This window comes from Streptomyces sp. SX-6, assembly GCF_059089585.1.
Genome location: NZ_JBTHHU010000009.1, coordinates 22,463 through 47,274, shown reverse-complemented (window position 1 = coordinate 47,274; position 24,812 = coordinate 22,463). Strand labels below are relative to the sequence as shown.

The following is a 24,812-nucleotide window of genomic DNA, read 5'->3' as shown; positions in this document are numbered from 1 at the left end:
GGTACGGGGGCATATGCCGGAGATGGCCGTCGGGGCCCGCCCTAGGGTGGCGGACCCGCCCCCGCAACACCTGGAGATCCACCCGTCATGGGGTACATACGGCTGCTCCGCCACAGGCCGGTGCGGGTGCTGTGGCTGTCGATGACCTTGTCGGTGCTGGGGGACCGGCTGTACGCGCTGGCCACCATGTGGGTCGTGTACGAGGCGACCGGATCGGCCTCCCTCATGGGCCTGGTCTCCGTCGCCGAGTCGGCCCCGTACCTCGTCCTCGGCAGCGTCGGTCCGGTCATCGGCCGCTTCGCGCGCTGGCGCGCCCTGGCCCGGGTGGATGCCGCCAGGGCCGCGGTGGCCGTGGCCGTACCGCTGCTCTGGTCGCCGGACCTCGCCGGTTTCGCCACGCTCCTCGGCCTCGTCGTCCTGCTCGGCACCCTCGGCGCGCTCTTCGACCCCAACCTCGGGGCGCTGATCCCGCGGCTCGCGGCCGTGACGGACGTCCAGCGGGTGAGCGGCCTGTTCGACCTCACCACGCGCATCGCGGCGATCCTGGGCCAGGGCGGCGTGGGCGGTCTGCTGCTCCTGGTCTCGGAGATCCAGCTGTTCGCCGTCGACGGGCTCACCTTCGCCGTCTCCGCCGCCGCGCTCGGCTGGCTCGGCCGGCGCTTCTCCGTCCCGCCGGCGGCGCGGCGGCCGGAGCCCGTGCCCGTCCTGCCCCTGCTGCGCGAGCACCGGCGGACGGCCATCGCCATCGCCGTGCACGGCGTGGCGCAGTTCACCTCCGCGGTCTCCGCCGTGGGCCTGCCGCCCCTGCTCGCCGTCCGGCTGGGCCAGGGCGCCGCCGGGTACGGCCTCACCCTCGCCGCGACGGCGGTCGGCGCGCTGGCGGGCAACCTGCTGACCCTCCGACTTCCCCGGCGCTGGCCGTGGTTGAACACCTACTGCGCGGCGTGGGCGGTCTCCGGGCTGTTCCTGGCCGGGCTCGGGGTCGCCGGTTCGCTCACCACGGTGGTGGCCCTGTGCGTGGCCGGGGGGCTGCTGTTCCCCGTCACCATGGTCACGCTGCGCGCGCACATGTCACGGTTCGAACCGGCCGTCCGGCTGCGCCTGTTGACGACGGAGCAGACGGTCGTCCGCGCGTCGGGCATGGCCGGGATGCTGCTGCTGCCGGTGGTCGTGGACGCGGCCCCCGCGATGGCGTTCGTGGGGGCCGGGTTGTTGCTGTCGGCTGCGGCGCTGCTGGGGTGGTGGGCCGGGGATCAGGACAACGGCTCCAGGAACTCCAGCCGGTTGCCCAGCTTGTCGTAGGTGTGGAAGCGCTGGTAGCCCGGGAAGTTGTCGTCCCAGAACACCTCGTGCCCGGCCGCCGACAGCCGCTCGGCCAGGGCGTGCACGGAACGGACCTGGATGCCCGGATGGGCCTTCTCGGCGGGGGTGAAGCTCCGCTCGACGCCCAGGTGGACCTCCACACCGCCGCCGCGGAACCAGCAGCCGCCCCGCTTCGCGAGGACCGGGGGCTTCTCCAGCTCCGTCATGCCGAGCACCTCGCCCCAGAAGGCGCGGCACTGGTCCTCGCTGCCCGGGGGTATCGACAGCTGGACGTGGTGCAGTGCGACGAAACCGAACTCCGTGCTCATGCCGCGGCCTTCTCTCTGTCATCGATACGCCAGCGCAGCTCGCGCACTCCGGCGTCGTGGGACAGCTGGGCGACCAGCTCCTCCAGCGGTACGGACGACAGTCCGTCCAGCTGGAGGGTCAGCCGCACGAGCACCGCGCCGTCCTGCTGCGGGGTGCTGTCGAAGGCGAGCAGGTGGGCGCCGGTCGTGGTCAGGGTGAGGATGCACAGGGCGCGCACCTTGGCTTCGGCGGCGCTGTCGCACAGGGCGTGCAGGGTGGCGCGCACGGGCGGGGCGTCGGCCTTCTTGAGCCGTGCAGCCCGTACACGGGTCAGGGGGACGAAGCGCATGGACGGACCTCCTCGGTCGGACGGCTCAGGCGGTGGCCTTGGACGGATCGTAGGCGTAACCGACCTGGCGGACAGTCGTGATGACGCCTCGGTAACGCGGTCCTAGCTTGCTGCGCAGCCGGGCGATGTGGACGTCCACGGTACGCCCGCCGCTCACGGGGCCCGGACCCCATACGGAGGTCAGCAGCTGGCGCCGGGTGTGGACCTGGAGCGGACGGGCGACCATGTGCGAGAGGAGCTCGAACTCCATGAAGGTGAGCTGGAGTTCGCGGTCGTCGACGGAGACGTGGCGCCGCTCGTGGCTGATGACGATCCCTCTGGGCAGGGACTTGGCGGAAGCGGGCTCTATGCAGTGCCGGAGGGCGGTCCGGGCGTAGTGCAGGGTCATGGCAGGGCTCCTTGATGTACCGGGGGAGTACGGGGAGTCGGGGGTCAGTTCTCCGGGTGCCAGGCGGCCTCGAGGCGGCGCCGGCCGTCGTCGCCGATGACGGCGTGCCAGTGCGCGCGGGGGCGCGCGGGCACCGGGGCGTCGAGCGAGCGCAGGACGGGGGTGTCGAGGGCACCGACGGCCAGGCGCGCGGTGACACGGGAGGCGCCGGTGAAGAAGGCGCGGATGACGCCGTGTCCACGAGTCGGTGCGTGGAAGGGGTGCAGGGCGAAAACGGACATGCCAAATCACCTCCGTGACGGGAGAAACAGGGAAGGGAGAGGCGGAGCCTAGACGTGCGCGGCGGCCTCGGTGATGCGCTGCGCCGCGGGCAGCGGGAGATCGGCGAACCCGGCCAGCCAGCGTGCGTCGTGGCCCTGTTGGGCGAGCACGTACGCGAGATGGACGCGCTGGTCGTAGGCGGCGGCGTGCCGGTCGATGTCGCGCGGGCAGGTGCGCGGGTCGTGCAGGAGGTAGACGCGTTCGGTGTCGTCGTGCAGAGCGAGACGGACGCAGGGGCAGGTGTGCACGGGGGCCGTGTCGCTGTGGACGTTGCGGGCGTTGCGGGTGGCTCGCGTGGTGGCGTGCCAGGTCAGGCGGTGCGAGAGGCGCATGGCGGTGGCCTCCTTTCCATTCCTGAGAGAAAAGGTGTGGGTGGGGGTGGGACGGAGGGCGACCCTCCGCTCCGTCCCACCCCCGGCTCGTCAGCCCTGCGCGAGCTGAACGACGTGGATGATGACCAGGATCATCGCGGCGAGCAGATAGATACGCAGGGCGCCCATGCCGATCTTGCGACCGGTGGACATGACCGGCGCGGACAGTTCCTCGAGCGGCGGCATCCGCCAGCTCTCCTTGCCCGTGCGGTCGACGGGGGCGGCGAGGGCCCAGCCCTTGCGGCGGCGGCGGATCTCCGCGTAGCCGACGGCCAGGATGCCCGCGACGCCGCAGACGGCCATGATGTCGAAGATCGCGCCGGAGGTGATGTCGGGGAAGGCGACCGACGCGGTCAGGATGATGGACAGCGTGACGAGGACGCCGACGACCAGCGACGTGAAGGCGTTGGTCCAGCGGCCGTTGATCCAGGGGCCGAGGACGGCCTTGTCGTTGCAGAGCAGCAGGAGGAAGACGGTCGCGGAGGGCAGCAGGACGCCGGCCAGGGTCTGCACGCCGGTGGTGATCAGGCCGAGCGGGGAGCCGGGGATGATCACGATGATCGCGGCGAGCAGGATGACGCCGGCGAAGATGGCGTAGAAGCCCTTGGCGCCGCGGACCCCGCGGTGCAGGGAGTGCTTGAGGCCGAGCACGTCACCGAGCGCGTAGGCGGTGGACAGCGACACCGCGGAGGCGCCGATGATCGAGGCGTCGAGCAGGGCGATCGCGAACAGCACGCCGGCCAGCTTGCCCGCGTGGGCCTCGAGGCCCTGGGCGATGCCGGAGGCGTCGGTGAAGTTGCCGAACTCCTTGGTGCCCATGAAGGTCGCGGCGGTGAAGCCGATCATGGCGGCGGCGCCGAGGACCACGACCACGATGCCGAGCCACAGGTCGGCCTTCTCGTACTTCATGAAGCGCGGCGTGATGCGCTTGTCGATGACGTACGACTGCTGGAAGAACAGCTGCCACGGGGCCACGGTGGTGCCCACGATCGAGATGATCAGCATCATCACGTCGGCGAGCTTGGAGTCCTTCGGCATGCCGGGGACGACGAAGTCGTGGGCCATCGTGCCGGTGCTCGGGTGGATCATGAAGTAGATCGGGATGAGCAGCAGCGAACCCGCGCACAGCAGCACCGCGGTGCGCTCGAAGCGGCGGAACGATCCTGTGGTCGCGGCCATGATGACCACGGCCGCCGCCACCAGCACGCTCAGCGTCTTGGGCAGTCCGAGATAGCCGACCGCGAGTGTGACGCCGATGAACTCGGTAACGATTGTCAGGGCGTTGAGCAGGAACAGGTCGATGACGGAGAACGCGCCCCAGAACTTTCCGAACCGCTCCAGGATCAGCCGGGCGTGCCCCACGCCGGTGACCGCGCCGAGGCGCAGCACCATCTCCTGGTTGACGTACAGCACCGGGACGAGCATCAGCAGCGTCCACAGCAGGCTGGTGCCGTAGTTCTGGCCGGCGTTGCCGTAGGTGTCGAAGGCGCCGGCGTCGTTGTCGCCGACCATCACGATCAGGCCGGGGCCGATGATCGCGAGCAGGGTCTTGAACTTGGCGGACAGGCCCTTGCGGTTGCCGGTGTCGTCCACCTTGATGGTGCCGAGCGCGCCCCGGATGTCTCCGATGTGCGCGTCGTCCAGTACAGCGGCGCGTGGTGCCGAGCTGGGCGGAGTGATCGTGTCGGTCATGACAAGCCTCCCGAGTCCCCCGTCGGGGGAGGTTTGGGGCACGCAGCAGCAATCCCCCCTGCGAGCGGGCAGGCCGAACACCCGAGGCGGCAGATGCCGCACGGGTATCAGATCTGTGACGCGAGAAGCGCGCAGGGAAGGTGGTTACCGCGTACCGGAGGTCAGCGAGGACGTACGGATGCGGGGCCGACTGTGGCCCGGACTACTGCAACTGCCATCCATATCTCTCGCCTCCTCCCGGCCGGGGCGCACGCGGGCGCCGAACGACACGGCAAGGAGCGGACCAGCCCAGATGACTGGTTCACCCCTACTCGTCAGAGCTTTGGCACTCCACGGCGTAATCCCCTTGTCGGGGAAGCCACTTGGGGTCACCCCTTAGGCCGGGGAGACCTGTCCTGAACCTGGGCGTCTCTCGACGTCGTGGGGTCAGTGGCCTGTGTCCGTGAAGACGCCTCACCGAACGAGGTGCCTCCTGCTTTTCGAACCATGTGCAGCATAGACCCTTACTTGCACAATGACGCAACTACTTGACGGAAGCTTGACGTTTACCCGCAAGGCGTACCTGGGCGTATCCGGGCGTACTCAGATCGTCTGTCCCGTGTCCGCGAGGACGATCTCGCGGATGCAGACGCTCGGCGGCTGCCGGTAGACGTACCGCACGGCCTCCGCTACGTCGTCCGCCGCCAGTCCGCCCGTCAGTGACGCCTCCTCGGCCTGGTAGGCGTTCCTGGTCCGCTCGTCGGTGATGTGGGAGCTCAGCTCGGTGTCCGCATAGCCGGGGGCGATCACGGTGACGCGCACGCCGTACGGGGCCGCCTGCTCGCGGATGGCCTCGGAGGCCGCGTGCACGGCGAACTTGGTCGCGCAGTAGATGCCGTTGATGCCGACGACCTTGCGGCCCGCGATCGAGCTGATGTTGACGACGGTGCCGTGCCGCCGCTCGCACATGCCGGGCAGCACCGCGTGGACGCCGTTGAGCACGCCGCGCACATTGATGTCGATCATCCGGTCCCATTCGACGGGGTCCTGCGTCACGGGATCGCCGGTGAGCATCACCCCGGCGCTGTTGACGATTCCGTCCGTCGGCCCGAACCTGGTCTCCGCCTCCGTGACCGCGTTGCTCACCGCCCACCGGTCGGCGACGTCCACGGACCGGCACAGCGTGTTCGGCAACTGCAGGGCCTCCATCCGCTCGACGCGCCGCGCCAGCAGCAACAACGGATGTCCGTCGTCGGAGAACATCCGCGCGCAGGCCGCCCCGAAGCCCGAGCTCGCACCGGTGATGACGATGAGCCCCTCACCCATGATTCGACTGTAGATCCGGGGTCCGTCGGCCGCGCGTTCACCGCATCCGGCCCTTCGCGTCAGTTGGTGGAAACCCCACCCCCGCCCGGTGGCCGCGCCGCTACGGTAAGTGCGCGGGGTGGGTGTGGCGAAGGCCGGGAGGTCGAGAGACATGGAGCAGATGCACGCGGGCGGGGGCGAGAACAGGGGCGGAACGCAGGGGAGCGCCGATCCGACGCCCACGGAACAGGTCGCCGTGCTGCTGCGCAGGGCCCAGAACGGGTTCGAGATCGGCGAAGCGGTGCTCGGGCGGCTGCGTACCGCGCTCATGCACCAGTCCGAGCTCCGCTCGTACCGCCAGCGCAACGACGAGGCCCGTCCGCTCAAGTGCAACACCTACCGGCACATCTTCCTGCTCGCCGACGGCAGCAGCCTGCTGTTGTACGAGCTGGAGCACGACACCGGCCCGCACGAACGCTTCCTCTACGAGCTGTACGCGCTCGAGGACGCGCTCGACGAGGCCGAGCGCCGCATCCACGAGCGGATCGGCGGCGGCATCGGCCCCGGCAGCGAGGACGAGGAGCTGCCCGCCTGGCTCGCCGAGGAGCTCCTGCTCGCGATGGGCCCCGGGCGCCCCCGCCGGGAGTACGTGTCCGAGGCCTCGCCCGACCATGCCCGGCGGCTGCTGCGCCGGGCGGAGAACACGGACGGGCCGGGCGAGGTCGTCAGCGAGCTCCTCCAGGGCGCGCTCGGCCACCACATCGCGCTGATCACCAAGCCCCGCCGGCGCGGCCCCGGGCGCGATGCCACCTGGTGCCGCTTCTACGAGCACGCGTTCCTGCTCGAGGGCGGGGGCGAGGTCAGCCTCTGGGAGCTCGAGCACAACATGACCGACGACGGGCGGCTCGTCTGCGAGGTCTACCTCGACGAGGCGGAGGCGGAGGTCGCGGCGGACCGCCGCGCCCGCGCCCTGGGCGTGGAGTTATAGCGGTCGAGGACTGTGCGGCTACGGGGGGCCGCCGTCCTGTGCTACGGTTGTTCGAGTTGCAAATGTGGTACCCATGAACTCGTGTGCGCCTCGGTTCTGTAGCCGACGGCGCATTTTTGTTTCTCCGGGCCTTTCCGGTGCGGTGCCCATCCCATCCTCAAAAGGAGACAGACATGGCTACCGGCACCGTGAAGTGGTTCAACTCGGAAAAGGGCTTCGGCTTCATCGAGCAGGACGGCGGCGGCCCCGACGTTTTCGCCCACTACTCGAACATCGCCTCCAACGGCTTCCGTGAGCTGCTCGAGGGCCAGAAGGTGTCCTTCGACGTCACCCAGGGCCCGAAGGGCCTGCAGGCGGAGAACATCACCGCTGCCTGACGCACGCGTCCCCGAAGGGGCCCGCACCCTCACCGGTGCGGGCCCCTTCGTCGTACGTACCCCCGTCGTACGTACCCCCGGTCGTACGTACCCCTGCCCGGCGCAACCCCGGTCGCCGTACCGAGCCCTCACCGGCGAGGGTGGACCCGTGACCACCGGCCCCCTCACCTGGCGCGCAGCCACCTGGTTGCCCGCCGTGCTGATCGTCGGCGGTCTGTTCTTCGACGTCCTCACGCCCCCGAACTACACCTCCGCGCCCTTCTTCGCCTCCGCGTCCCTCATCGCCGCGTCCCTGCTCTCCCGCCGGGCCACCGCTTGGACCGCTGCGGTGGCCATCACCGTCTCCGTGGTCCTGGCGGTCTACCGGTACCGGTTCGTCGGCTTCGGCGAGGACGCGACCGAGGTCGCCACCGTCACGACCGTCTCCGTCCTCGCCCTCGGCATCAACCACGTCGTACGCCGCAGCGGCAGGGAACTCGCCTCCGCGCGCCGCATCGCGGAAGTCGCCCAGCGCGCCGTCCTGCCCGCCCCGCCCGCCCGGATCGGCGGCCTGCGCGTGGCCGCGCGCTACGTCGCGGCCCAGGCGGACGCCCGCATCGGCGGCGATCTGTACGCCGTGCAGGACACCCCGCACGGCGTACGGGTCGTCGTCGGCGACGTCCGCGGCAAGGGACTCGGCGCCGTGGGGGTCGTCGCGGTCCTGATCGGCGCGTTCCGGGAGGCGGCCGAGCAGGAGCGCACGCTGGAGGCGCTCGCGGCACGCCTGGAGCACGCGTTGCAGCGGGAGGGCGCACAGAGTGCCGCCACCGACCAGGACGAGCGCTTCACCACCGCCGTCCTGGCCGAAGTGCCGCCCGGCGCAGGCCTGCTGCGCCTGCTCAACCGCGGCCACCCGCCCCCGCTGCTGCTCCGCCCGGACGGCACGATCGGCGAGGCACGACCGCGCTCGCCCGCGCTGCCGCTCGGCACCGCGGGGCTGGGCACCTGGCCCGACGAGACCCAGGAGTGGGCCTTCCCGCCGGGCACGACGCTGCTCCTCTACACCGACGGGGTCACCGAGGCCCGCGATGCCGAGGGCGTCTTCTACGACCCCCAGGAGCGGCTGCGCGGGCGGCAGTTCAGGAGTCCGGACGCCCTCCTCGACCACCTCACGGCGGATGTCGCCCGGCACACGGGCGGGCAGTCGGCGGACGACATGGCCCTGCTCGCGATCCGCCGCGGCGAGGGGCATCACGTGATCAGAAAGATGTCTGACGCCCAGTCAAACGGAAGGGTTCCAAGCTCTTCCCAAGCGAACGGCCAATTCACGCTTTCGGCTTGGATTCCACCCTCCATGTCTATTAACGTTCGATAACGCAGTGCGGTTCGTCAACCGCCATAAGGGGCGGCACCGCGCGCCGTCGCCGAATCCCGTGGGCATCAACGGACACACAAGGGAACCGGGGAACCACCAACCCCTGGGGTGTATCGGGCCGTACCCCGGCCCGTAGGAGACCTTCCAGCTCCGAACCCGTCAGCTAACCCGGTAGGCGAGATGGAAGGAAGGAGTGCGCTCCCCGTGGCGTCCAACGTGCCTGTCGGTGACGACAGTTCGGAAGGTCCGCACGACTCGTGGGCCGAGGATGGTGCCGACCCCGCGCGCGGCCGGCACCGCGTCCCCAAACAGCGCGGCGGCTCGATGGCCCGCAGCGGTGCGGCGCTCGGCGTCGGCATGATCGCGGCGGTCGGGGCGAGCGGCGGCGTGGCGAACGCGCAGGAGCGTCCGTCGGCGGCGATATCCACGCCGGACCCCACCACCGAAACCGCCCCTGAAACCGCCGCCGAAACCGCCACTGCGCAGGACACCGACGGCGCGGGCGAGGCGCTGCTGAGCCGCATCCTCCAGCAGACCGACTTCCAGCAGGCCGACTTCCAGCGGGCCGTCGACGAGGCCGACGGTCCGGGCGCGCGGGAGCGCGCGGTGGCGGACGCCCAGCGGATGGCCGCCGCCGCGAAGGTCGCGGCGGAGAAGGCCGAACGGGCCGCGAAGCAAGCGGCCCAGGGCGCCAAGGACGCCGCCCGGGACGCGGAGCAGGCGGCCCGCGACGCGGCGACGGCCACGCACCACAAGCCCGCGCACCCGCACAAACCTGCGCACCACGGCACGTACGTCCTCCCTGTCGCCTCGTACACCCTCACCGCCGGCTTCGGACAGTCCGGTCACCACTGGGCGCACCACCACACCGGTACGGACTTCGCCGCCCCGACCGGTACCCCGGTCCGGGCCGTGCACGGCGGCAAGGTGATCCACGCCGGGTGGGCGGGGGCATACGGCTACCGCATCGTGCTGCGCCTCGACGACGGCACCGAGCTGTGGTTCTGCCACCTGTCGTCCATGGTCGTCACCCACGGCAAGGTCTCCGCGGGCACCGTCATCGGCCGCGTCGGGGCGACCGGCAATGTCACCGGCCCGCACCTGCACCTCGAGGTCCGGCCGGGCGGCGGCCACCCGGTCGACCCGCTCCCGTGGCTGCGGGCCCGCGGCCTGCGCCCCTGAGGGCTGCGTCCCCAGGGAGTGGCCGAAGCGGGGGCTCACGGCCGGGACCGTGCGCCGTGGGCCTTCCGCCACACCTCCATTCCGGAAATTTGCCGCGAATGTTCCGGCTGCGATCGGGAACTCAGATCATGTGACGACCGCGACCATCAGCACTTCTGTGCCCGCGCGCCTGGATCGGCTGCCGTGGTCCCGTTGGCATTGGACCGTGGTGGTCGGGCTCGGCACGGTGTGGATCCTGGACGGCCTCGAGGTCACGGTCGTCGGGAACATCGCGGGCCGTCTCTCCGAGCACGGCAGCGGCCTGCCCATCACCGGCGCCCAGGTCACGGGCCTGGCGGCGGCACTGTACGTCGCGGGCGCCTGCGTCGGCGCGCTCTTCTTCGGCAGGCTGACCGACCGGTTCGGCCGCAAGAAGCTGTTCATGGTCACGCTCGCCGTCTATCTGAGCGCGACCGCGCTGACCGCCCTCTCCTATTCCACGTGGTGGTTCTTCACCTTCCGCTTCATCACCGGCTTCGGCATCGGCGGTGAGTACGCGGCCATCAACTCCGCGGTCGACGAGCTGATCCCCGCCCGCTACCGGGGCCGTGTCGACCTGATCATCAACGGCAGCTTCTGGATCGGCGCCGTCGCGGGCTCGCTGCTGTCGATACTCCTGCTCGACACCGCCGTCCTGCCGCGGAACGTGGGCTGGCGCGTGACGTTCGGGCTCGGCGTCGTCCTGGGGCTCGTCATCCTGCTCGTACGCCGCCAGGTGCCCGAGAGCCCGCGCTGGCTGTTCATCCACGGCCGGGCCGAGGAGGCGGAGGAACTGGTCGACCGGATCGAGGAGCGCATCGAGGCGGAGAAGGGCACCGCCCTGCCCCCCGCCCAGGGCCGGATCACCATCCGGCAGCGCAAGAGCACCGGCTTCCGCGACATCGCCCGCACGGTCTTCACCGACTACCGGCGGCGGGCGGTCCTCGGGCTCGCCCTCTTCATCGGCCAGGCGTTCCTCTACAACGCCATCACCTTCGGCTTCGGGGAGATCCTGCACAAGTTCTTCCACATCGCCACCGCCCACACCGGTTACTACTTCGCCTGCATAGCTGTAGGCAATTTCCTCGGCCCCCTGCTGCTCGGCAAAATGTTCGACACGGTGGGCCGGCGCATCATGATCTCGTCGACGTTCCTGCTGTCGGGCGTCCTGCTGTTCGTCACGGCCTGGCTCTTCGGCGAGAGCTATCTGAGCGCGACCACGCTGACCGCCTGCTGGTCCGTCGTCCTCTTCTTCGCCTCGGCGGGCGCGAGCAGCGCGTACCTCACGGTGTCCGAGGTCTTCCCCACGGAGACCCGGGCGATGGCGATCGCCTTCTTCTACGCCATCGGCACCGCGGCGGGCGGCATCAGCGGCCCGCTGCTCTTCGCCGACCTCACCGGCAGCGGCGTCATCAGCGACACGGTGCTGGCGTTCCAGATCGGCGCCGCGCTGATGTGCATGGCCGGCATCGTCGCCGCGTTTCTGGCCGTCCGCGCCGAGGGCCGCTCCCTGGAGGACATCGCCGCTCCGCTGTCCGCCCACCCGGACCCGGGCCCGGACCCGCTCACGGCCACTGCCCCGCTGCCGCCCGTCGGCACGACCGGCGTCTGGGAAACCGCGACGGACACGCAGCCGGGGCCGGGGCCGGGGTCGGGGGAGCCGACTGTCCGATAACCACTGGCAATCCTGCATCATGCAACGAAACATGAAGCCATGACCGTTCACCGCAACATCGGCTCCCTCTCCGTTCACCCGCTCAACCTCGGTGGCAACGTTTTCGGCTGGACCGCCGACGAGGCGCAGTCCTTCGCCGTCCTCGACGCCTACGCCGCGGCGGGCGGCAACTTCATCGACACCGCCGACGTCTACTCGGCCTGGAAGGAGGGCAATTCGGGAGGCGAGTCCGAGACCATCATCGGCAACTGGTGCGCCGCACGCGGCAATCGCGACGACATCGTCATCGCCACCAAGGTCGGCGCCGGCGTCCCGGTGAAGCCCGGCCTGTCCACCGCCGTCATCCGGTCCGGCGTCGAGGCCTCCCTGCGCCGCCTGCGCACCGACTACATCGACCTCTACTACACGCACTACGACGACCCGTCCGTGCCGGTCGAGGAGTACATCTCCACGCTCGACGAGCTCGTCAAGGAGGGCAAGGTCCGCGAGATCGCCGCGTCCAACGTCAGCGCGGAACGCCTCGCCGCGGCACTGGAGTTCTCCGACTCCGCGGGCGTCGCCAAGTACGTCGCGATCCAGCCGCACTACAACCTGGTCTCCCGCGACACCTACGAGGGCCCGCTCGCGGACGTGGCGGCGAAGCACGGCCTCGCCGCCATCCCGTACTGGTCCCTGGCCTCCGGCTTCCTCACCGGCAAGTACCGCCCGGGCACGACCGTGGACAGCTCGCGGGCCGAGGGCGCGGGCCAGTACGCCGGGACCGAGCGCGGCGACCGCGTGCTGGCCGCACTCGACGAGGTGGCCGCCGCGCACGACGCGCAGGTCGCCACCGTCGCCCTGGCCTGGCTCGCGGCCCGGCCCACCGTCGCGACCCCGCTCGCGAGCGCCCGCACCGTGGAGCAGCTGCCGGCGCTGCTGGCCGTCGCGGACCTGAAGCTGACCGACGAGGAAGTGGCGCGCCTGACCGAGGCGTCGGCGTAACGACGACAGACGGCGGGGGTACGGCCCGTACCCCCCTACGCCGCCGTCAGCTCCACACCACCTCGCCGACCATGAACTCCACGAGCAGTGCGTTGAGTTCGTCGGACCGCTCGCCGAGAACGGAGTGGTGGGAGGCGGACGCCACCGTGAGCACCGACGCGTCCGGCATCAGCCGCTGGACGCTGTCGGTCACACGCTTCACGTCGTGGACCTTGCTGCGCCCCGCCAGCAGCACCAGCGCCGGCACCTCGCAGGCGGCCAGCGCCGCCGGATCCGGACGCCGCTGGACGAGCACCTTCGGCGGCCGCATCACCGAGGCCCGGTCCAGGAACTCGCGCCACGCCGGGTCCTCGGGCAGGCCGCCGTCGCCGCCCGACTCCCAGCGCAGGAACGCACGCTTCCGCTCCGCACTCGGCAGCACCAGCGAGGGCAGCGCCCGCAGCAGATACGGCGCGCGGATCCCCGCGAAGCAGCCGGTGGGCTCGATCAGGGCGAGCCTCCGCACCCGATGGGGCGCGTACAGCGCGTAGTTGAGCGCGATCCAGGCTCCGTACGAGTGCCCGCACCACAGTGCGCCCTCGGTCAGTCCGAGCGCCCCGCACAGCTCGTCCAGCCACACCATGAGATCTGTGACCCCGCGCACCCGGGCCGGTCCGTCGTGCACGCTGCGCCCGATGTCGCCCATGATGTCCACCACGTGGACACGGTACGTACGGGCGAGTTCGCCCACGTTCGCGGACCACGCCGCCGACGTGCTGAGCCCTCCGGGCAACAGCACCAGCGGAACGCCGTCCTCCGGTCCGGTGCTGTGCACCCGGGTCGTGCCGTATATGCCGGCTACGTCGGTGGTCCGGACGTCACCCGGCCAGCTCCGCAGCACGGCGTCGTACGCGTCGAGGAATGCCGCTTGTTCACCCATCTTGTTCACCCATCGTTCTCCCCCAGCGGATAAACTCACTCGATGGCCGATTCTCTCGGTCGTCGAGATAATATCCCGGAGGACAACGGATGCCCATGGATGATCTGGAAGTTGACGACCCCGCGCTGAGACTGGTCCACCTCCTGCGGGCGATCATGATCGAACTCGACCTGTTCGGCGCCGAGTTCGCCGACGACAACGGCCTGCACCCGACGGACGTACGCGCCCTGATCCACCTCCTCGACGCCGCCCGCTCCGGCATCGACGCCACCCCCGGCTGGCTAGGCGGTGAGCTCCGCCTCAACTCCGCCTCCACCACGGCCCTGGTCGACCGCCTCGAGAAGCTCGGCCTGGTCAGCCGCACCCGCGACACCCGCGACCGGCGCCGGGTGCTGCTGGCCGTCGAGAAGCGGGCGGTCGACATGGGCTGGGCGTACTTCAAGCCGCTGATCGACGAAATGGTCGCCGCGATGGACGACTTCGACGACGACGAGCTCGCGATCGTCCGCCGCTTCCTGACGGGTATGCGGGACGTGGTCAGTAGGAGCCGTGGGACGGTGGGACCGGCGGCTGCCCTTTGATCCAGGCGATGTTCAGCACCATCCGCCGCATGCGCCATCCGCCGCCGGCGGCGGTACGGACCATGTCGGCGTCGGTGTACCCGCCGGAGACGAACACCCGGTCGCCGTCGCCTTGGCCTTCGCCTTCCTTGAGCTTGTGCGTGCTCAGCTGGTTCCAGCGCACGGAGGCGTGGTCGCCGTCGAGATCGACCATGACATTCGAGCCGAAGTGCACGGTCCGCTCGAACGGCACCATGCCGCGCCGGGTGGAGGCGAGTTGGGCGTCGGCTCCGACGTACGCCCCGATGGGGGTCTCGCTGCGGGCGTCGTCGGTGAAGTAGGCGCGGGCCCAGTCGTCGTCGTGGTCGAAGCGGCGCTCGTCGAGGGAGCGGAGGTAGCCGTTGACGAGGTCCTCGATGGCGAGGCGGTCGGTGAGCTGCTGGAGTTCCTGGGAAGAAGTCATGCCCCGATCATGAAACCTCAACAAATATTGAGGTCAAGCCCGCTCCGCATCATGGACAAGCAGGGCAATCTGCACCCGATTGCCGAGCCCCAGCTTCGCCATGATCCGCGAGACGTTCGTCTTGACGGTCGGCACGCTCATGAACAGCTCCGCCGCGATCTCCGCGTTCGACTTCCCCTGCCCCACCGCCAGGGCGACCTCCCGCTCCCGCTCGCCAAGCGCACCGATCCGCTCCCGCGCCGCCTTGGCCTCGGCCCGCCGCAACTGCTCACCCTCACCGGCCACTTGCGCAATCACCTGCCGCATCACCGCCGGCGAAAGCGCGGGCTCGCCCGCGACCACCCTCCGTACCGCCTCGACGATCTCCTGCGGCGGAGTGTGCTTCAGCACGAATCCCGCGGCTCCGGCGCGCAGTGCCCGTACGACGTGGTCGTCGGTGTTGAAGGTAGTCAGCACGATCACCTCGGGCGCGTGCTCCTTCGCCCGCAAAGCTGCCGTGGCCGCAATGCCATCGACCGAGGGCATCCGTATATCCATCAACACCACATCAGGCGCAAGGGCCTCGACGAGCGTCTCAACCTCCTCGCCATCGCCGGCCTCGCCGACCACGACGATGTCGGGCGCACCGCCGAGCATCAACCGCAACCCGGCTCGTACCAGCGGATCGTCATCAACAAGAAGAAGCCGAATGGCCGGATCACTCACGCGGTCACGCTACCGGCAGCCATGCGTACAGCCGGAAGTCCGCACCGCTCCGTCCGTGCTCCAGCCGCCCGCCGACCAGTTGCGCCCGCTCGGCGAGCCCGACGAGCCCCTGCCCCGCACCGGGCACGACCGTACTCACCTCCCGCACCGCATTGCGCACCTCCACCGCGAGCCCGTCCCCGGGCCCGCCGCTGACCGTGACAGCGACCTCCGCACCGGGCGCGTGCTTACGGGCGTTCGTCAGCCCCTCCTGCACGATCCGGTACACGGTGCGCCCGGCAGCAGCGGGCGCATCCCGCGCCCGCAGGTCGAGCACCACGCGCATCCCCGCGTCCCGCGACTCGGCGACGAGCCGCGGGAGATCGTCGAGCGTAGGCTGCGGCCGGTCCCCGTCCAAGGGCATCCGCAACACCCCAATAATGTCCCGCAGATCCTCCAGCGCCTGGTGCGCGCTCTCCCGCACCACGGCGGACGCCTGCCGCACCTGTTCCGGCGACGCCCCCGCGTTGAACTCGATCGCCCCCGCGTGCACGCTCAGCAACGACAGCCGGTGCGCGAGCACGTCATGCATCTCCCGCGCGATCTCCTCCCGCACCTGCCGCCGGGCTTCCTCCTGAACCCTGTCGACGAGCTTGCGCCGGGACCGCTCGTACAGCCCCCAGCCGAACGCCCCCGCGACGAGTGCGAAGTACGTGATCGCCGACGAGGTGGCGGGGTGCGCCGGATCGGGCCGGCTGAGCAGGAAGAACGGAAGCGGAGCCGCGGCCAGCACCGCCACCCACCGCGTGACGCGCGGCGATTGATGAGCGGCGACGGTGAACAGCGCCACCAGAATCGACCCGGTCGCGAAGTGGGTGAACACCCCGGCGACGAGCAGCACCACGGCGAGCGGCACCGGCCACCGCCGCCGCAGAAACAGCGAGGCGCAGGCCAGCCCTCCCGCGAGCTGATCGACGAACAGCACCTCGTCGGACATCACCCGCCCGGCCACCACCTGCTCGGAGGTCGCGACGGAGAAGACGGCGGCGAAGAGGAAGAAGCCGAGGTCGGCGATCCGGTCGCGAGAGGTCGTACGGCTCATGACCAGCCACGTTACGTGCGCGGGCTCGCTGCCTGGCCGGACCGGCGAGAGAAAGCGACCTTCGATGCCCGACGACCGACTTTGGTCAAGGTGCCGAAGCCCTGCGGTGGATACCGCCTGCAGCTGGGCGCTGCCTAGCGTCGGGGACATGAAGCGTGTGACGGGTTTCCTGAGCTTTGTCCTGATCGTCGGAGGCGTGAGCGGCCTGCTGCACGAGTGGCTGGGCTGGTTCCGCCTCTTCGGCTTCCTGCGCTACCTGGCGCCGGATGGCTACGAGGTGTACGCGAGCGTCGTGTTCATCGCGCTGGGTGTGGCGGTCGGTGCCCTGGGGGAGTCACGACGGCCCTGACAGCGCACTGCGGATGGCCCGCACCATGGCATCGGGTCGCCGGTACACATCATCGGCGGTGAACCGCAGAATGTTCCGCACCTCCCGGCACTGCGAAAGCTGGTTGTAGCGCACGACGTCCCGCTGATGCTGGGTGCGACTGCCGTGCCAGGCGTACCCCTCGATCTCCACGACGACGCCGCGGGCCAGGAAGAGGAAGTCGGGCCGGAGACGACGCCCCTCGGGCGTCACCAGCACCACCTGGCACTCCGGGTACAGCCCGGCATCGTTCATCCGCAGCCGCGCCATGGTCTCGGCCGGCGACTCGGCCGGGGGATCCGCCAACGCCAGCCATTCCACGGCGGACTTGGTGCCGCGCATTGGGGGCCGGGTGCGCAGGGCGCGCCCGATGGCGCGGAGGGTGGTGACGGGCGGCCGGTCACGTCCGTTTCGGGCGGGCCTCCGGCTCACAGCGGACTCGACGGCGACCAGGGCGTGATTCCGCGGCCCGGCCCGGAGGAGGTCGGCCATGGTGCGGGGCGGGGTGGTCACCCGTAGCCCGGCGACGGTGGTGATCTCGCCGGGTTGCAGGGGCAGCCGGTGCAGGACACCGCCGCCGTGGACCTCGGGCCGGCAGTCGGCAGGTCCGGTGAAGTCACAGCCCCGCACGTCGACTTCGACGTCGTACAGCTTGGCGGCGGACCAGTGGCTCACCACCAGCTCGGGCCGGGCGAGCTGCTTGGCCCACAGCAACGTCCGCTCGTCCACCTCCTGCCCCGGGGCAACCCATGCGCCGCGATGGATCTGCTGCCACCCGAGCTCGCCGAATCGCCAGTACGCCTTGCGCTTGGTCCACCCGCGCTCGAGCACCTGCCGCATCAGCACGACGCCGCCCTGAGCTCGGGCGAGGCCGAGCAGCCACTGTGTGTCGTCATCCCCCCCGCACAGGGTGAGTGTCGCGGAGGGGCGAGGGTGCGCGCCAGGGCTGTGGATAACGGCGCAGGTGTCTGACGGAGGGTCAGCGGTGAGAAGGTGACGTAAATATGTGAGGCATGCCCGAAATGGAACGTAACCAACTCACCGCTGACGTGCCGTCAGTACGAAGCGGTACGGCCCAGGTAAGCAGCCAGGCGATCGAGGGCGGTCGCGCTGTCGGGTACGGGCTGGGGCGGGGCGAAGGAACCGCCCGCGGTGCGGGGCAGGTTGCCGTAGACCTCCCGTACGACCGGGAGCGCCGCCTCGGCGAGGTCCGGGACGAGGTCGCGGTGGTGCCCGAGCGCCACGGCGAGGTCCCAGCCGTGGACCAGTATCTCGATGACGAGCTGCTCGACGATCCGCCGCCCCGGCGCGGGCCCGTACCGCGCGTCGAGCATGCCGGGCCGCCGGAACGCGGCGAGCGTGCCCTGCGCGGCGGCCCGGAATGCCGCGAGGTGGTCGGCGGCCACGTCGGTGCGGGGGATGCCGTCGGCCAGGGCGGACCAGAGCAGGTTCTCCCAGACCAGGTGGCCGAGCAACGTACGAACATCCCACCCGGCACAGGGCGTTGACAGCCCAAGCGCACGCGCATCAACAGCAGCAACAAGCCCGTCCACCACATGCAGAACCCGCTCGCAGGCATCAAGCACACCCGCGGGTGCCCAGGCGTCACCGTCGGCGTCGTACAGCTCGCCGAGCTCGGCAGCACGCGCGCCGGGGGCGGGGTTGGCGCGCAGCGCGGTCGTCAGCCAGTTGCCGGCAGCGGCGAGACTCGGGCGTACGGGCAGGCCGTTGATGATGCACAGCAACTGCCAGTACCGCTCGACGGCCGAGTCGGAGACGACCTCGAGCTGCTCGAGCAGCAGCTGCCGGGCCTGCGCATCGTCGGTGGGCAGCCAGGCCGTGACGATGTCCGCGACGACGGAGTCGGCTGCGGGCGAGTCGGGGGCGATGCCTTCCTCGATCGCCGAACGAACCCGCGCCGTCCATACATCACAGGCGCGCTGTGCGTCGCGAAGCGCGCGGTCGTCGTGTTCGCCGGGTGCGTGCGTGGCGGCGTACTCGGCCATGCGCCGCATCCCGTCGTGCAGGGCAGGGTCGGCCACCAGCTCACTGAGCTCGATCCAGGCGTCGACCTGCTCGTCGGTGGGGTCGTCGGGCAACTCGGGGCCGACGGCCATCAGGCCGCGGCGATAAGCCGGTACGTCGAGGCCGACGGTAGTCCGGTTCACGAACTCCTCAACAACAGCCCGGCGTTCAACAGCAGACATCTGGAGCGTTCGGTTCATGAGGGCGAGCCCTTCGGCAGTAGTCCCACGACGAGTGACGGAGCTCAGCACCGCCTGCTGCGTACGCAGCGCACGGACCTGCTCCTCCAGCGCGTCGACATGTGCCGAGGCAACCTCCGCCAAGGTGTGCCCGCGATCGAGTACGTCCCGGATCGCCGGAAGCCCGAGCCCGAGCTCGCGCAACGTCCGCGCCAGCTCAAGCCGCGCCACGGAGTCGGCGTCGTAGACGCGATAACCGGCACCCGTCCGCCTGGCCGGCGGTACGACCCCCATGTCGGACCAGTGCCGGATGACCTTCACCGACATCCCGGTCCTCCGGGCAACTTCCCCGATGCCCCAGAGAGCCTCGTCGTCAACGTGCATGCGCCCACCCTCAGCTCTCCCACGATGGGAGAGTCAATACCGGGACACGCTTACGCCGCCGCAGCCTGCCGCTCCACCACCCAGGACGCCACCGCCACCGTTCCCGCCACGGCGAACACCGACGGCCAGGACCCCACCTTCTTCGCCAGCGGATGCGACCCGGCGAACGCCGCCACGTACAACCCGGTAAGCGCAGCGGCCCTACCCGGCCCCGCCTTGTCCGCCCACTGCCGCGCGGCCACCGCCCCCGCGGCCGCCAGCGCCACTCCACCGAGCGGCCGCTTCTTCGTCCACCGGGCCACCCCGTACCCACCGATCAGCCCACCTGCGGCCGTCACAGCTGCCGGAACCTTCGCCACCACTGCCATCGCGCCAACCTCCAGGAAATCGACCTGCCCCGAGGCTAACGCGCCCCTCCGACACCGCCTTCGGCAAACCTCTCCGCCGCCCGCCGCAGATACGACGGCCGTTCCACCACCTCATCCAGCAGCTCCCGGAACCCGGCAGCCAGCTCCGGCTGGTCCCGCCAGAACTCCGCCTCCCGCTCCAGCGCGGAAGCCAACAGCACATCGTCGACCCACTCATCCCGCGCGGCCACTTGCTCCCGCAACGCTTCCAACGCCAGCGGCATCACCCACGGCAGCCCCACGTCCTGCCCGATCAACCGCCGCAGATCATGCTCGTCCAACGCCCCAACCGGCCGCTGCCGCAACGCATGCACGGCCTTCACCAGCGACGTCGCATCCCCGGAGCCGGCGGCCAGCATTCCCCTTCAAGCTGCTCGAGCGACAGCCCACGATCCACGTCCAACTCCCTGCAGTACGGCCCACCTCGGCGGCGACTGTCCACAGCACCACGCCCTCCCGCCCCAAAGGCTGCCATTCCACTACCGCAACACAAACCACAAGCTCTTGCCCACGACCTCCAGGCCGTCCCACACCAGACTCAGCCCCGAGGCCTCGGCCAGCCCCTGCAGCAGGGCAAGCCCGCGCCCGCGCTCGTCGTCCTCGCCCGCGATGCGGAGGTAGGGACGCCGGGTGGGGTTGTCGTCGCGTACGGCGATCAGTACGTGATCGCAGTGATCGTCGACCTGTACAGCCAGGCTGGCCCCTCCCGCGTGCTGAACGACGTTGCTGACCACGTCCGACACACAGACGCGGGCGTCGTCGACCATCGCCGCGTGATCGGTGGCGATCAGTACGGCCGTGACGAACTCACGCGCGACGCGGACGGTGGAGGGGGTTGCGGGGGCGCTGAGCTGGTAGGGACGGGTGGGTTCGTCGTTGTCGGTGGGGCAGGGTGGGCGGAGGGCAGCGATGCTCATGGCGTCTCCCAACGGGGCGTTGGTCCTGCGCGGGCGCAGGACCGTCGTACGAGATGTGCAGATCTCCAACTGGCATGCGAATAGCTGTACTTGGCGCCTGCCCAGCGGCGCGGCGCGGCGATGGCAGGACCATAGGGGTATACATCCCCCGGGGCAAGGTTCCCTCGGGAGGTTCACCCTGTGAGTAGACCGGTGACCTGCTCGAGCGGCAGACTCTGGGTCACACGAGGAGGTGACATGCCACCCAGGAACATCCCCACGGCTCGACAGGCCCGCCTGGGCGCCGAGTTGAGGAAGCTGCGTGAGGCCGCAGGTAGAACTGCACGTGCCGCAGGTGAACTGCTCGGCACGGACCAGGCCAAGATCAGCATGATCGAGGCCGGCCGACGCGGGATCAGCGAGGACCGCATCCGTCGGCTCGCCCACTTCTACTCATGCGGGGACGCTGCCCTGGTCGACGCGCTGTGCGCCATCTCGCGTGAACACCGCGGACAGTTCTGGTGGGATGAGTACCGGGACATGCTGGCGTCGCCATTCCTGGACGTGGCGGAATTGGAACACCATGCCGCCTATGTCCGGACGGTCCAGATGCTCGTAGTTCCGGGAGTATTCCAGACACCCGGCTACGCCCGGGCCATCTTTGGCGACGGCATCGCGTCGGACGAACTCGAAGCACGTGTCGAGTTCCGGACGCGACGTCGGCAGATCTTCGAAAGGGAAGCTCCGACGCCCTACAGGGTGATCGTCCACGAAGCCGCGCTACGGATGCGCTACGGCGGACGACGCGTGGCGAAGGCCCAGTTGGAGAGCTTGCTGGAGGCTGCCGATCTGCCGTCCGTAACCCTGCGCGTGATTCCGTTCGAGGTCGAGGAGATCACGGGACATGCCCAGTCCGTGTTCTATGCAGGCAGCGCTGTCCCGAAGCTGGACACCGTTCACATCGACACCCCCTTCGGGGGCGGCTTTCTGGATTCCGAGTCCCGTCTCGGACAATATTGCGAGCTCATTGACATCATCGAGGGCGTGGCGTTGGATCCCATCAAGTCCAAGGACTTGGTCGGTCAAGTTGCGCACGAAATGTGAGACTCGTCGGGATGTCCTCAAGATACAAGTGGCAGAAGTCCTCGTTCTCGAGCAGCGGTGCCGAGTGCCTTGAGATAGCGAGAGGTTCGAGCGATGCTCTTGTGATACGCGAAAGCGACGAACCAAGCGTTGTCCTGAACACGGGCTGCGCCAACCTCAGAGCGTTGTTCGGTCGGGTCAGAGCGGCTGACTTTGGAGCGGCGCTCGGTTGACAGGTTGCTGGGCTGTGCCGAGCAGGCGTTGCAGGTAGCTTGATCGCATCCGTCCGCTGTACGCAGTGACTCCACAGACTGAAGTAGGCCATGTGAGGACAAGGCCATCGCGTAGCTTTCTGTTCAACGAGCCGCTTTACTCGAAGAGTTGCGCGATGGCCTCCCCATGGCTATGGCCTGCCTCAAGGCCCTGGATACATCGGCCGGCAGGATTTCTATGAATCAAGCTGCATGGAGCCGCGTTTCGTTACCGATGTTGGTGAGCCTGAGCAGTCGAGCGACCTGCTCTCGGCACTGGCTCAGCCAAATTCGGTCGTGATCCGTGAGTTTGTCCGCACGCTCGTTTTCTTCCAGGTGAGCCGCCGCCATGATGAGGTTTCCGGTTCCTTCGTAGGAGATGTTGAACGTGATCTGAGCGAGGATCTGCTCGTCACTCCAGCCTCCCGTCCATTCGAAAGTAAACGCATACAGCGCAGCGACAAGGTGATGGGAGTCGAGCTCATACTCCACGCTGATTGCTCCCTTAGGTCCGTTCTGGCCGTCCAGCGTGATGAATGCCATGTGGATCTCCCCTGTGTCGTGAGCTTCGATGTGGGCGTGCCCCGTTGCGGCGTCGGGCTCACACGGAATCTGCTCATTGCACGAGTTCGTGGGACAGCTTGGTGCTGTATTGACGAGACACGGGCCCGGTGTTGTCCAGCTTTGACCCGGATATGTGAGCCTGAGGCGGGATCTCTAACCCCGGGGGCGCAGTGCTTGCGCAACGACCTGCAGAACCACGCGGCTCAGCTTCGCGCTCACTCGGCACACGGATGGCGTGGACCGGCGCGCTGAACGTTGCTGTGAGGTGTCCGCGCAGGTTCCAACTGGCGAACATTACTAGGCTTGTTGTGTGGGCTTAGTGGGCCTAGCCTCGAGTGTGGGGAGGCAACATGGATTGCATACCGGGCACAACGGCTGGAGAAGCTGTTCGTCTGTTCGCCCAAGGGGGGCGGGCAAGAGCTGAATTTGACGCGTGGGCACGACACCCACGACGGAGCCATGTAGCCGAATACGTCATGCAGCACACATCCCAGGCGATCTACCGCATAGCGTCGCAAGACATCAAGAGGCTTGTCTCGGAGCACGCGATCGGCAACATACGTCCGGAGCGAGGCTACGCCGTAGCAGCTATAAAGAACTGGCGGCCGGACTTTGCTTTCACACACATCTTCCATTGTTGTGTTGAGAAGTTGGGAGGCGCATTCAGCTATGGCCAGTTCCGGCGGTTCAGCATGGAGGATGCGCAGGGGCGTTTCATGCTTGGTGATCCGTCCTGGATGCTTGTGCGCAAGGTTGTGGATAGTGGGCGGTGCACGGAAAGGCAAGCAAGGACAGCGATGCAGTGGCGAGTGGGGCTCGCCTACTACTCGTTCATCCGCGAATTGTACGTGATTGCGAGTCTTCGTGAAATGGGCCTTGACGTTCGCACCCACCCGCTCGCTGATGCGCTGTTCCGGGTTGACGGTTGGTGCAGTGGTGTCGTGCTGTCTCTGTACATCAAGAACACAGAGTTCCGGGATGGTGGTGCCGGGAGGAAACCAAGAACTCGTGACCTTCTCACCGACGGCCAGGACAACGGCCTCAGCTTCGTGGACCTGCCGATGGAGATCCAACGTAAGCACGGTGTCGTGCATTTGCCCACGGACGAAGGCGTCGAAGAGTGTGCCGTGAGGATCAAGAAGGAGCTTGACCGTAGGGCCGCGGAGTCGATCTATCGTCGTGAGAAGTGATACGGCTGACTGTCTGGTTGAGCGTTTGGTCACGTTCGCTGGAGCGGGACGGAAGCCTGCTTGTCAGCTGCTGGACGGGCTGGATCTGCCCATTGATCTGGCGGCAGCTCATGTGAGAGTGCGGCCGCTAGCGAGCGGCCGACGGCTTCTGCAACCGGTGGAGGAAAGGCGTTCCCGATCTGGCGGTAGGACGAGGTTTTACCGCCAGAGAACTGCCATCCAGTTGGAAATCCTTGCAGAAGTGCAATTTGCTTGAGAGTCAGGCGGATTGGCAGGGATGCGCCTGGAGACGGCACCTCATCGGCGACAGTCGAGCCATTGACTCCCATCCTCGCCCAGGAGGCTCGCGCTCTGGAGGGGCCGAGATCAGGTCCCCCGTGCTTTCGTGAACCTCCGCAGATAGTAGGAGCGATGGCATTGGCTGCGGCAGCCCATGCCGTGGCCAGCTCCCATCCTTGGGCGGCCATGGACTCGCAGAGAACCTGTCCGACTGTAGGGGCGCTGCATTTGCAGGTGGACGGCGTTGGCCAGCTAAACCGGGAGAACAGATCGGGGCGCAGGGCGACCAGGATCGCGCGAGGGCGCAGTTGTGGAACTCCGTAATCGCATGCGTAGAGCAGTCGCCAGTCGGTTCTGTAGCCACAGGAGGACAGGCGGTCCAGCACCTGCTGGCGATAGCCATCAAATCTGGACTGGAGGATTCCCCGGACATTTTCTACGAGGACGGCTCGCGGCTGGATCCGCGCCACGAGTTCGAGGAATGCCGGGAACAGATCGCGCTCGTCAGCCTGCCCTAATTGCTTGCCTGCTACGGAGAAAGGCGGGCACGGGACGCCCCCAGACAGCAGGTCCAGAACCCGGCCCGAGTCGGCCGTCGTCGGGCTGAAGGCTAGGAGGTTTCCCTGGTGCACTGCCCAGGAGGGGCGGTTCATGCGGAGCGTTTGGCACGCATCCGGGTCTAGTTCGAGCAGAAGACGATGGTCGAAGCCGGCTGCCTCAAGTCCGATGGCCAACCCCCCAGCGCCAGCGCAGACTTCGATGGAGGTGAGGGCTGAAGGGCTTGTGGCAAGCTTTGCCAGGTGTGTGTTGTCGGTCACAAGCGACATCCTGCCGGGACTTGCCGCGGCTCTGCACGGCAAGATGGTCG

The 24,812-nt window shown here is 68.9% G+C and carries 30 protein-coding genes and 2 riboswitches; of the genes, 12 read left to right on the top strand and 18 right to left on the bottom strand.

What is annotated here, in order from left to right:
• Nucleotides 1-87: 87 nt before the first annotated feature.
• Nucleotides 88-1,302, top strand: a complete 1,215-nt coding sequence (locus tag ACV530_RS13560) for an MFS transporter (RefSeq protein WP_494332659.1) — start codon at nucleotides 88-90, stop codon at nucleotides 1,300-1,302.
• On the opposite strand, the gene ACV530_RS13555 is transcribed toward ACV530_RS13560, so the two are convergent.
• The 7 genes from ACV530_RS13555 to ACV530_RS13525 form a co-directional block, all read right to left on the bottom strand.
• Nucleotides 1,254-1,631 carry a VOC family protein gene (locus ACV530_RS13555; RefSeq protein ID WP_494332658.1) on the bottom strand — a complete coding sequence of 126 codons (378 nt, stop codon included), beginning with the start codon at nucleotides 1,629-1,631 and terminating at the stop codon, nucleotides 1,254-1,256. The two genes, ACV530_RS13560 and ACV530_RS13555, sit on opposite strands and share 49 nt — an antisense overlap.
• Nucleotides 1,628-1,960: a hypothetical protein gene (locus ACV530_RS13550; protein WP_494332657.1), complete on the bottom strand. Its 333-nt coding sequence runs from the start codon at nucleotides 1,958-1,960 to the stop codon at nucleotides 1,628-1,630. Before ACV530_RS13550 ends, ACV530_RS13555 begins: the two co-directional genes overlap by 4 nt.
• 25 nt (nucleotides 1,961-1,985) lie before the next feature.
• Complete coding sequence (locus ACV530_RS13545; RefSeq protein WP_494332841.1) at nucleotides 1,986-2,459, bottom strand: winged helix-turn-helix domain-containing protein; 474 nt, start codon at nucleotides 2,457-2,459, stop codon at nucleotides 1,986-1,988.
• A complete protein-coding gene (locus ACV530_RS13540; RefSeq protein ID WP_494332848.1) occupies nucleotides 2,393-2,629 on the bottom strand; it encodes a hypothetical protein in 237 nt (78 codons plus the stop codon). The genes ACV530_RS13545 and ACV530_RS13540 overlap by 67 nt, the downstream gene beginning before the upstream one ends.
• Nucleotides 2,630-2,677: 48 nt before the next feature.
• Complete coding sequence (locus tag ACV530_RS13535) at nucleotides 2,678-3,001, bottom strand: hypothetical protein (RefSeq protein ID WP_494332656.1); 324 nt, start codon at nucleotides 2,999-3,001, stop codon at nucleotides 2,678-2,680.
• Nucleotides 3,002-3,091: 90 nt separating this feature from the next.
• Nucleotides 3,092-4,732, bottom strand: coding sequence for an NRAMP family divalent metal transporter (locus ACV530_RS13530; RefSeq protein ID WP_494332655.1), 1,641 nt, complete (start codon nucleotides 4,730-4,732; stop codon nucleotides 3,092-3,094).
• A 298-nt stretch (nucleotides 4,733-5,030) separates the two neighbouring features.
• A riboswitch (M-box (ykoK) riboswitch) is annotated at nucleotides 5,031-5,204 on the bottom strand.
• 110 nt (nucleotides 5,205-5,314) lie between these two features.
• Nucleotides 5,315-6,037 carry an SDR family oxidoreductase gene (locus ACV530_RS13525; protein ID WP_494332654.1) on the bottom strand — a complete coding sequence of 241 codons (723 nt, stop codon included), beginning with the start codon at nucleotides 6,035-6,037 and terminating at the stop codon, nucleotides 5,315-5,317.
• A 151-nt stretch (nucleotides 6,038-6,188) separates the two neighbouring features.
• On the opposite strand from ACV530_RS13525, the gene ACV530_RS13520 reads away from it, so the two are divergent.
• From ACV530_RS13520 to ACV530_RS13495, 6 genes are all read left to right on the top strand, one after another.
• Entirely contained in the window at nucleotides 6,189-7,004 is an 816-nt protein-coding gene (locus ACV530_RS13520) for a DUF6227 family protein (RefSeq protein WP_494332653.1), read from the top strand.
• A gap of 173 nt (nucleotides 7,005-7,177) precedes the next feature.
• A complete protein-coding gene (locus ACV530_RS13515) occupies nucleotides 7,178-7,381 on the top strand; it encodes a cold-shock protein (RefSeq protein ID WP_494332652.1) in 204 nt (67 codons plus the stop codon).
• A 148-nt stretch (nucleotides 7,382-7,529) separates the two neighbouring features.
• Nucleotides 7,530-8,735 (top strand): PP2C family protein-serine/threonine phosphatase, encoded by a 1,206-nt coding sequence (locus ACV530_RS13510; RefSeq protein WP_494332651.1) that lies wholly within the window; start codon nucleotides 7,530-7,532, stop codon nucleotides 8,733-8,735.
• Between the two features lie 37 nt (nucleotides 8,736-8,772).
• Nucleotides 8,773-8,928: riboswitch (cyclic di-AMP (ydaO/yuaA leader) on the top strand.
• Between the two features lie 11 nt (nucleotides 8,929-8,939).
• Nucleotides 8,940-9,917, top strand: a complete 978-nt coding sequence (locus ACV530_RS13505; RefSeq protein WP_494332650.1) for a M23 family metallopeptidase — start codon at nucleotides 8,940-8,942, stop codon at nucleotides 9,915-9,917.
• Nucleotides 9,918-10,029: 112 nt separating this feature from the next.
• Nucleotides 10,030-11,610 carry an MFS transporter gene (locus tag ACV530_RS13500; RefSeq protein WP_494332840.1) on the top strand — a complete coding sequence of 527 codons (1,581 nt, stop codon included), beginning with the start codon at nucleotides 10,030-10,032 and terminating at the stop codon, nucleotides 11,608-11,610.
• Nucleotides 11,611-11,649: 39 nt separating this feature from the next.
• Complete coding sequence (locus ACV530_RS13495) at nucleotides 11,650-12,591, top strand: aldo/keto reductase (RefSeq protein ID WP_494332649.1); 942 nt, start codon at nucleotides 11,650-11,652, stop codon at nucleotides 12,589-12,591.
• Nucleotides 12,592-12,637: 46 nt separating this feature from the next.
• Here the strand turns inward: ACV530_RS13495 and ACV530_RS13490 are convergent, their stop codons facing one another.
• On the bottom strand, nucleotides 12,638-13,510 hold the full coding sequence (locus ACV530_RS13490) for an alpha/beta fold hydrolase (protein WP_494332839.1): 873 nt from the start codon (nucleotides 13,508-13,510) through the stop codon (nucleotides 12,638-12,640).
• An 89-nt stretch (nucleotides 13,511-13,599) separates the two neighbouring features.
• On the opposite strand from ACV530_RS13490, the gene ACV530_RS13485 reads away from it, so the two are divergent.
• Nucleotides 13,600-14,091, top strand: coding sequence for a MarR family transcriptional regulator (locus ACV530_RS13485; RefSeq protein WP_494332648.1), 492 nt, complete (start codon nucleotides 13,600-13,602; stop codon nucleotides 14,089-14,091).
• Here the strand turns inward: ACV530_RS13485 and ACV530_RS13480 are convergent.
• Genes ACV530_RS13480 through ACV530_RS13470 form a run of 3 tightly spaced genes read right to left on the bottom strand, consistent with a single transcriptional unit; the run spans nucleotide 14,048 to nucleotide 16,319 of the window.
• Nucleotides 14,048-14,533 (bottom strand): nuclear transport factor 2 family protein, encoded by a 486-nt coding sequence (locus ACV530_RS13480; RefSeq protein WP_494332647.1) that lies wholly within the window; start codon nucleotides 14,531-14,533, stop codon nucleotides 14,048-14,050. The genes ACV530_RS13485 and ACV530_RS13480 overlap by 44 nt on opposite strands.
• Nucleotides 14,534-14,566: 33 nt before the next feature.
• Entirely contained in the window at nucleotides 14,567-15,238 is a 672-nt protein-coding gene (locus tag ACV530_RS13475) for a response regulator (protein ID WP_494332646.1), read from the bottom strand.
• Between the two features lie 4 nt (nucleotides 15,239-15,242).
• Entirely contained in the window at nucleotides 15,243-16,319 is a 1,077-nt protein-coding gene (locus ACV530_RS13470) for a sensor histidine kinase (protein ID WP_494332645.1), read from the bottom strand.
• Between the two features lie 148 nt (nucleotides 16,320-16,467).
• Here ACV530_RS13470 and ACV530_RS13465 point away from each other — a divergent pair, with 148 nt between their 5' ends.
• The gene (locus tag ACV530_RS13465) at nucleotides 16,468-16,668 is read left to right on the top strand and encodes a hypothetical protein (protein WP_494332644.1); all 201 of its coding nucleotides are present in this window, start codon (nucleotides 16,468-16,470) and stop codon (nucleotides 16,666-16,668) included.
• On the opposite strand, the gene ACV530_RS13460 is transcribed toward ACV530_RS13465, so the two are convergent.
• From ACV530_RS13460 to ACV530_RS13440, 5 genes are all read right to left on the bottom strand, one after another.
• Nucleotides 16,654-17,526 (bottom strand): hypothetical protein, encoded by an 873-nt coding sequence (locus ACV530_RS13460; RefSeq protein WP_494332838.1) that lies wholly within the window; start codon nucleotides 17,524-17,526, stop codon nucleotides 16,654-16,656. The genes ACV530_RS13465 and ACV530_RS13460 overlap by 15 nt on opposite strands.
• 215 nt (nucleotides 17,527-17,741) lie before the next feature.
• Nucleotides 17,742-19,274 (bottom strand): TIGR03086 family metal-binding protein, encoded by a 1,533-nt coding sequence (locus ACV530_RS13455; RefSeq protein WP_494332643.1) that lies wholly within the window; start codon nucleotides 19,272-19,274, stop codon nucleotides 17,742-17,744.
• 50 nt (nucleotides 19,275-19,324) lie between these two features.
• Nucleotides 19,325-19,642 (bottom strand): hypothetical protein, encoded by a 318-nt coding sequence (locus ACV530_RS13450; protein ID WP_494332642.1) that lies wholly within the window; start codon nucleotides 19,640-19,642, stop codon nucleotides 19,325-19,327.
• Between the two features lie 35 nt (nucleotides 19,643-19,677).
• A complete protein-coding gene (locus tag ACV530_RS13445) occupies nucleotides 19,678-20,040 on the bottom strand; it encodes a contact-dependent growth inhibition system immunity protein (protein ID WP_494332641.1) in 363 nt (120 codons plus the stop codon).
• Between the two features lie 120 nt (nucleotides 20,041-20,160).
• Nucleotides 20,161-20,598, bottom strand: coding sequence for an ATP-binding protein (locus ACV530_RS13440; RefSeq protein ID WP_494332640.1), 438 nt, complete (start codon nucleotides 20,596-20,598; stop codon nucleotides 20,161-20,163).
• A gap of 237 nt (nucleotides 20,599-20,835) precedes the next feature.
• Between ACV530_RS13440 and ACV530_RS13435 the strand changes: the two genes are divergently transcribed.
• Together ACV530_RS13435 and ACV530_RS13430 are read left to right on the top strand one after the other, a co-directional pair.
• Nucleotides 20,836-21,681, top strand: coding sequence for a Scr1 family TA system antitoxin-like transcriptional regulator (locus tag ACV530_RS13435; protein ID WP_494332639.1), 846 nt, complete (start codon nucleotides 20,836-20,838; stop codon nucleotides 21,679-21,681).
• 11 nt (nucleotides 21,682-21,692) lie between these two features.
• Nucleotides 21,693-21,893: a DUF397 domain-containing protein gene (locus tag ACV530_RS13430; protein ID WP_494332638.1), complete on the top strand. Its 201-nt coding sequence runs from the start codon at nucleotides 21,693-21,695 to the stop codon at nucleotides 21,891-21,893.
• 222 nt (nucleotides 21,894-22,115) lie between these two features.
• On the opposite strand, the gene ACV530_RS13425 is transcribed toward ACV530_RS13430, so the two are convergent.
• Nucleotides 22,116-22,454 (bottom strand): hypothetical protein, encoded by a 339-nt coding sequence (locus tag ACV530_RS13425; RefSeq protein ID WP_494332637.1) that lies wholly within the window; start codon nucleotides 22,452-22,454, stop codon nucleotides 22,116-22,118.
• Nucleotides 22,455-22,951: 497 nt separating this feature from the next.
• Here ACV530_RS13425 and ACV530_RS13420 point away from each other — a divergent pair, with 497 nt between their 5' ends.
• Nucleotides 22,952-23,665, top strand: coding sequence for a hypothetical protein (locus ACV530_RS13420; RefSeq protein WP_494332636.1), 714 nt, complete (start codon nucleotides 22,952-22,954; stop codon nucleotides 23,663-23,665).
• Nucleotides 23,666-23,694: 29 nt separating this feature from the next.
• On the opposite strand, the gene ACV530_RS13415 is transcribed toward ACV530_RS13420, so the two are convergent.
• Nucleotides 23,695-24,771 carry a DNA cytosine methyltransferase gene (locus ACV530_RS13415; protein WP_494332837.1) on the bottom strand — a complete coding sequence of 359 codons (1,077 nt, stop codon included), beginning with the start codon at nucleotides 24,769-24,771 and terminating at the stop codon, nucleotides 23,695-23,697.
• Nucleotides 24,772-24,812 lie beyond the last annotated feature (41 nt).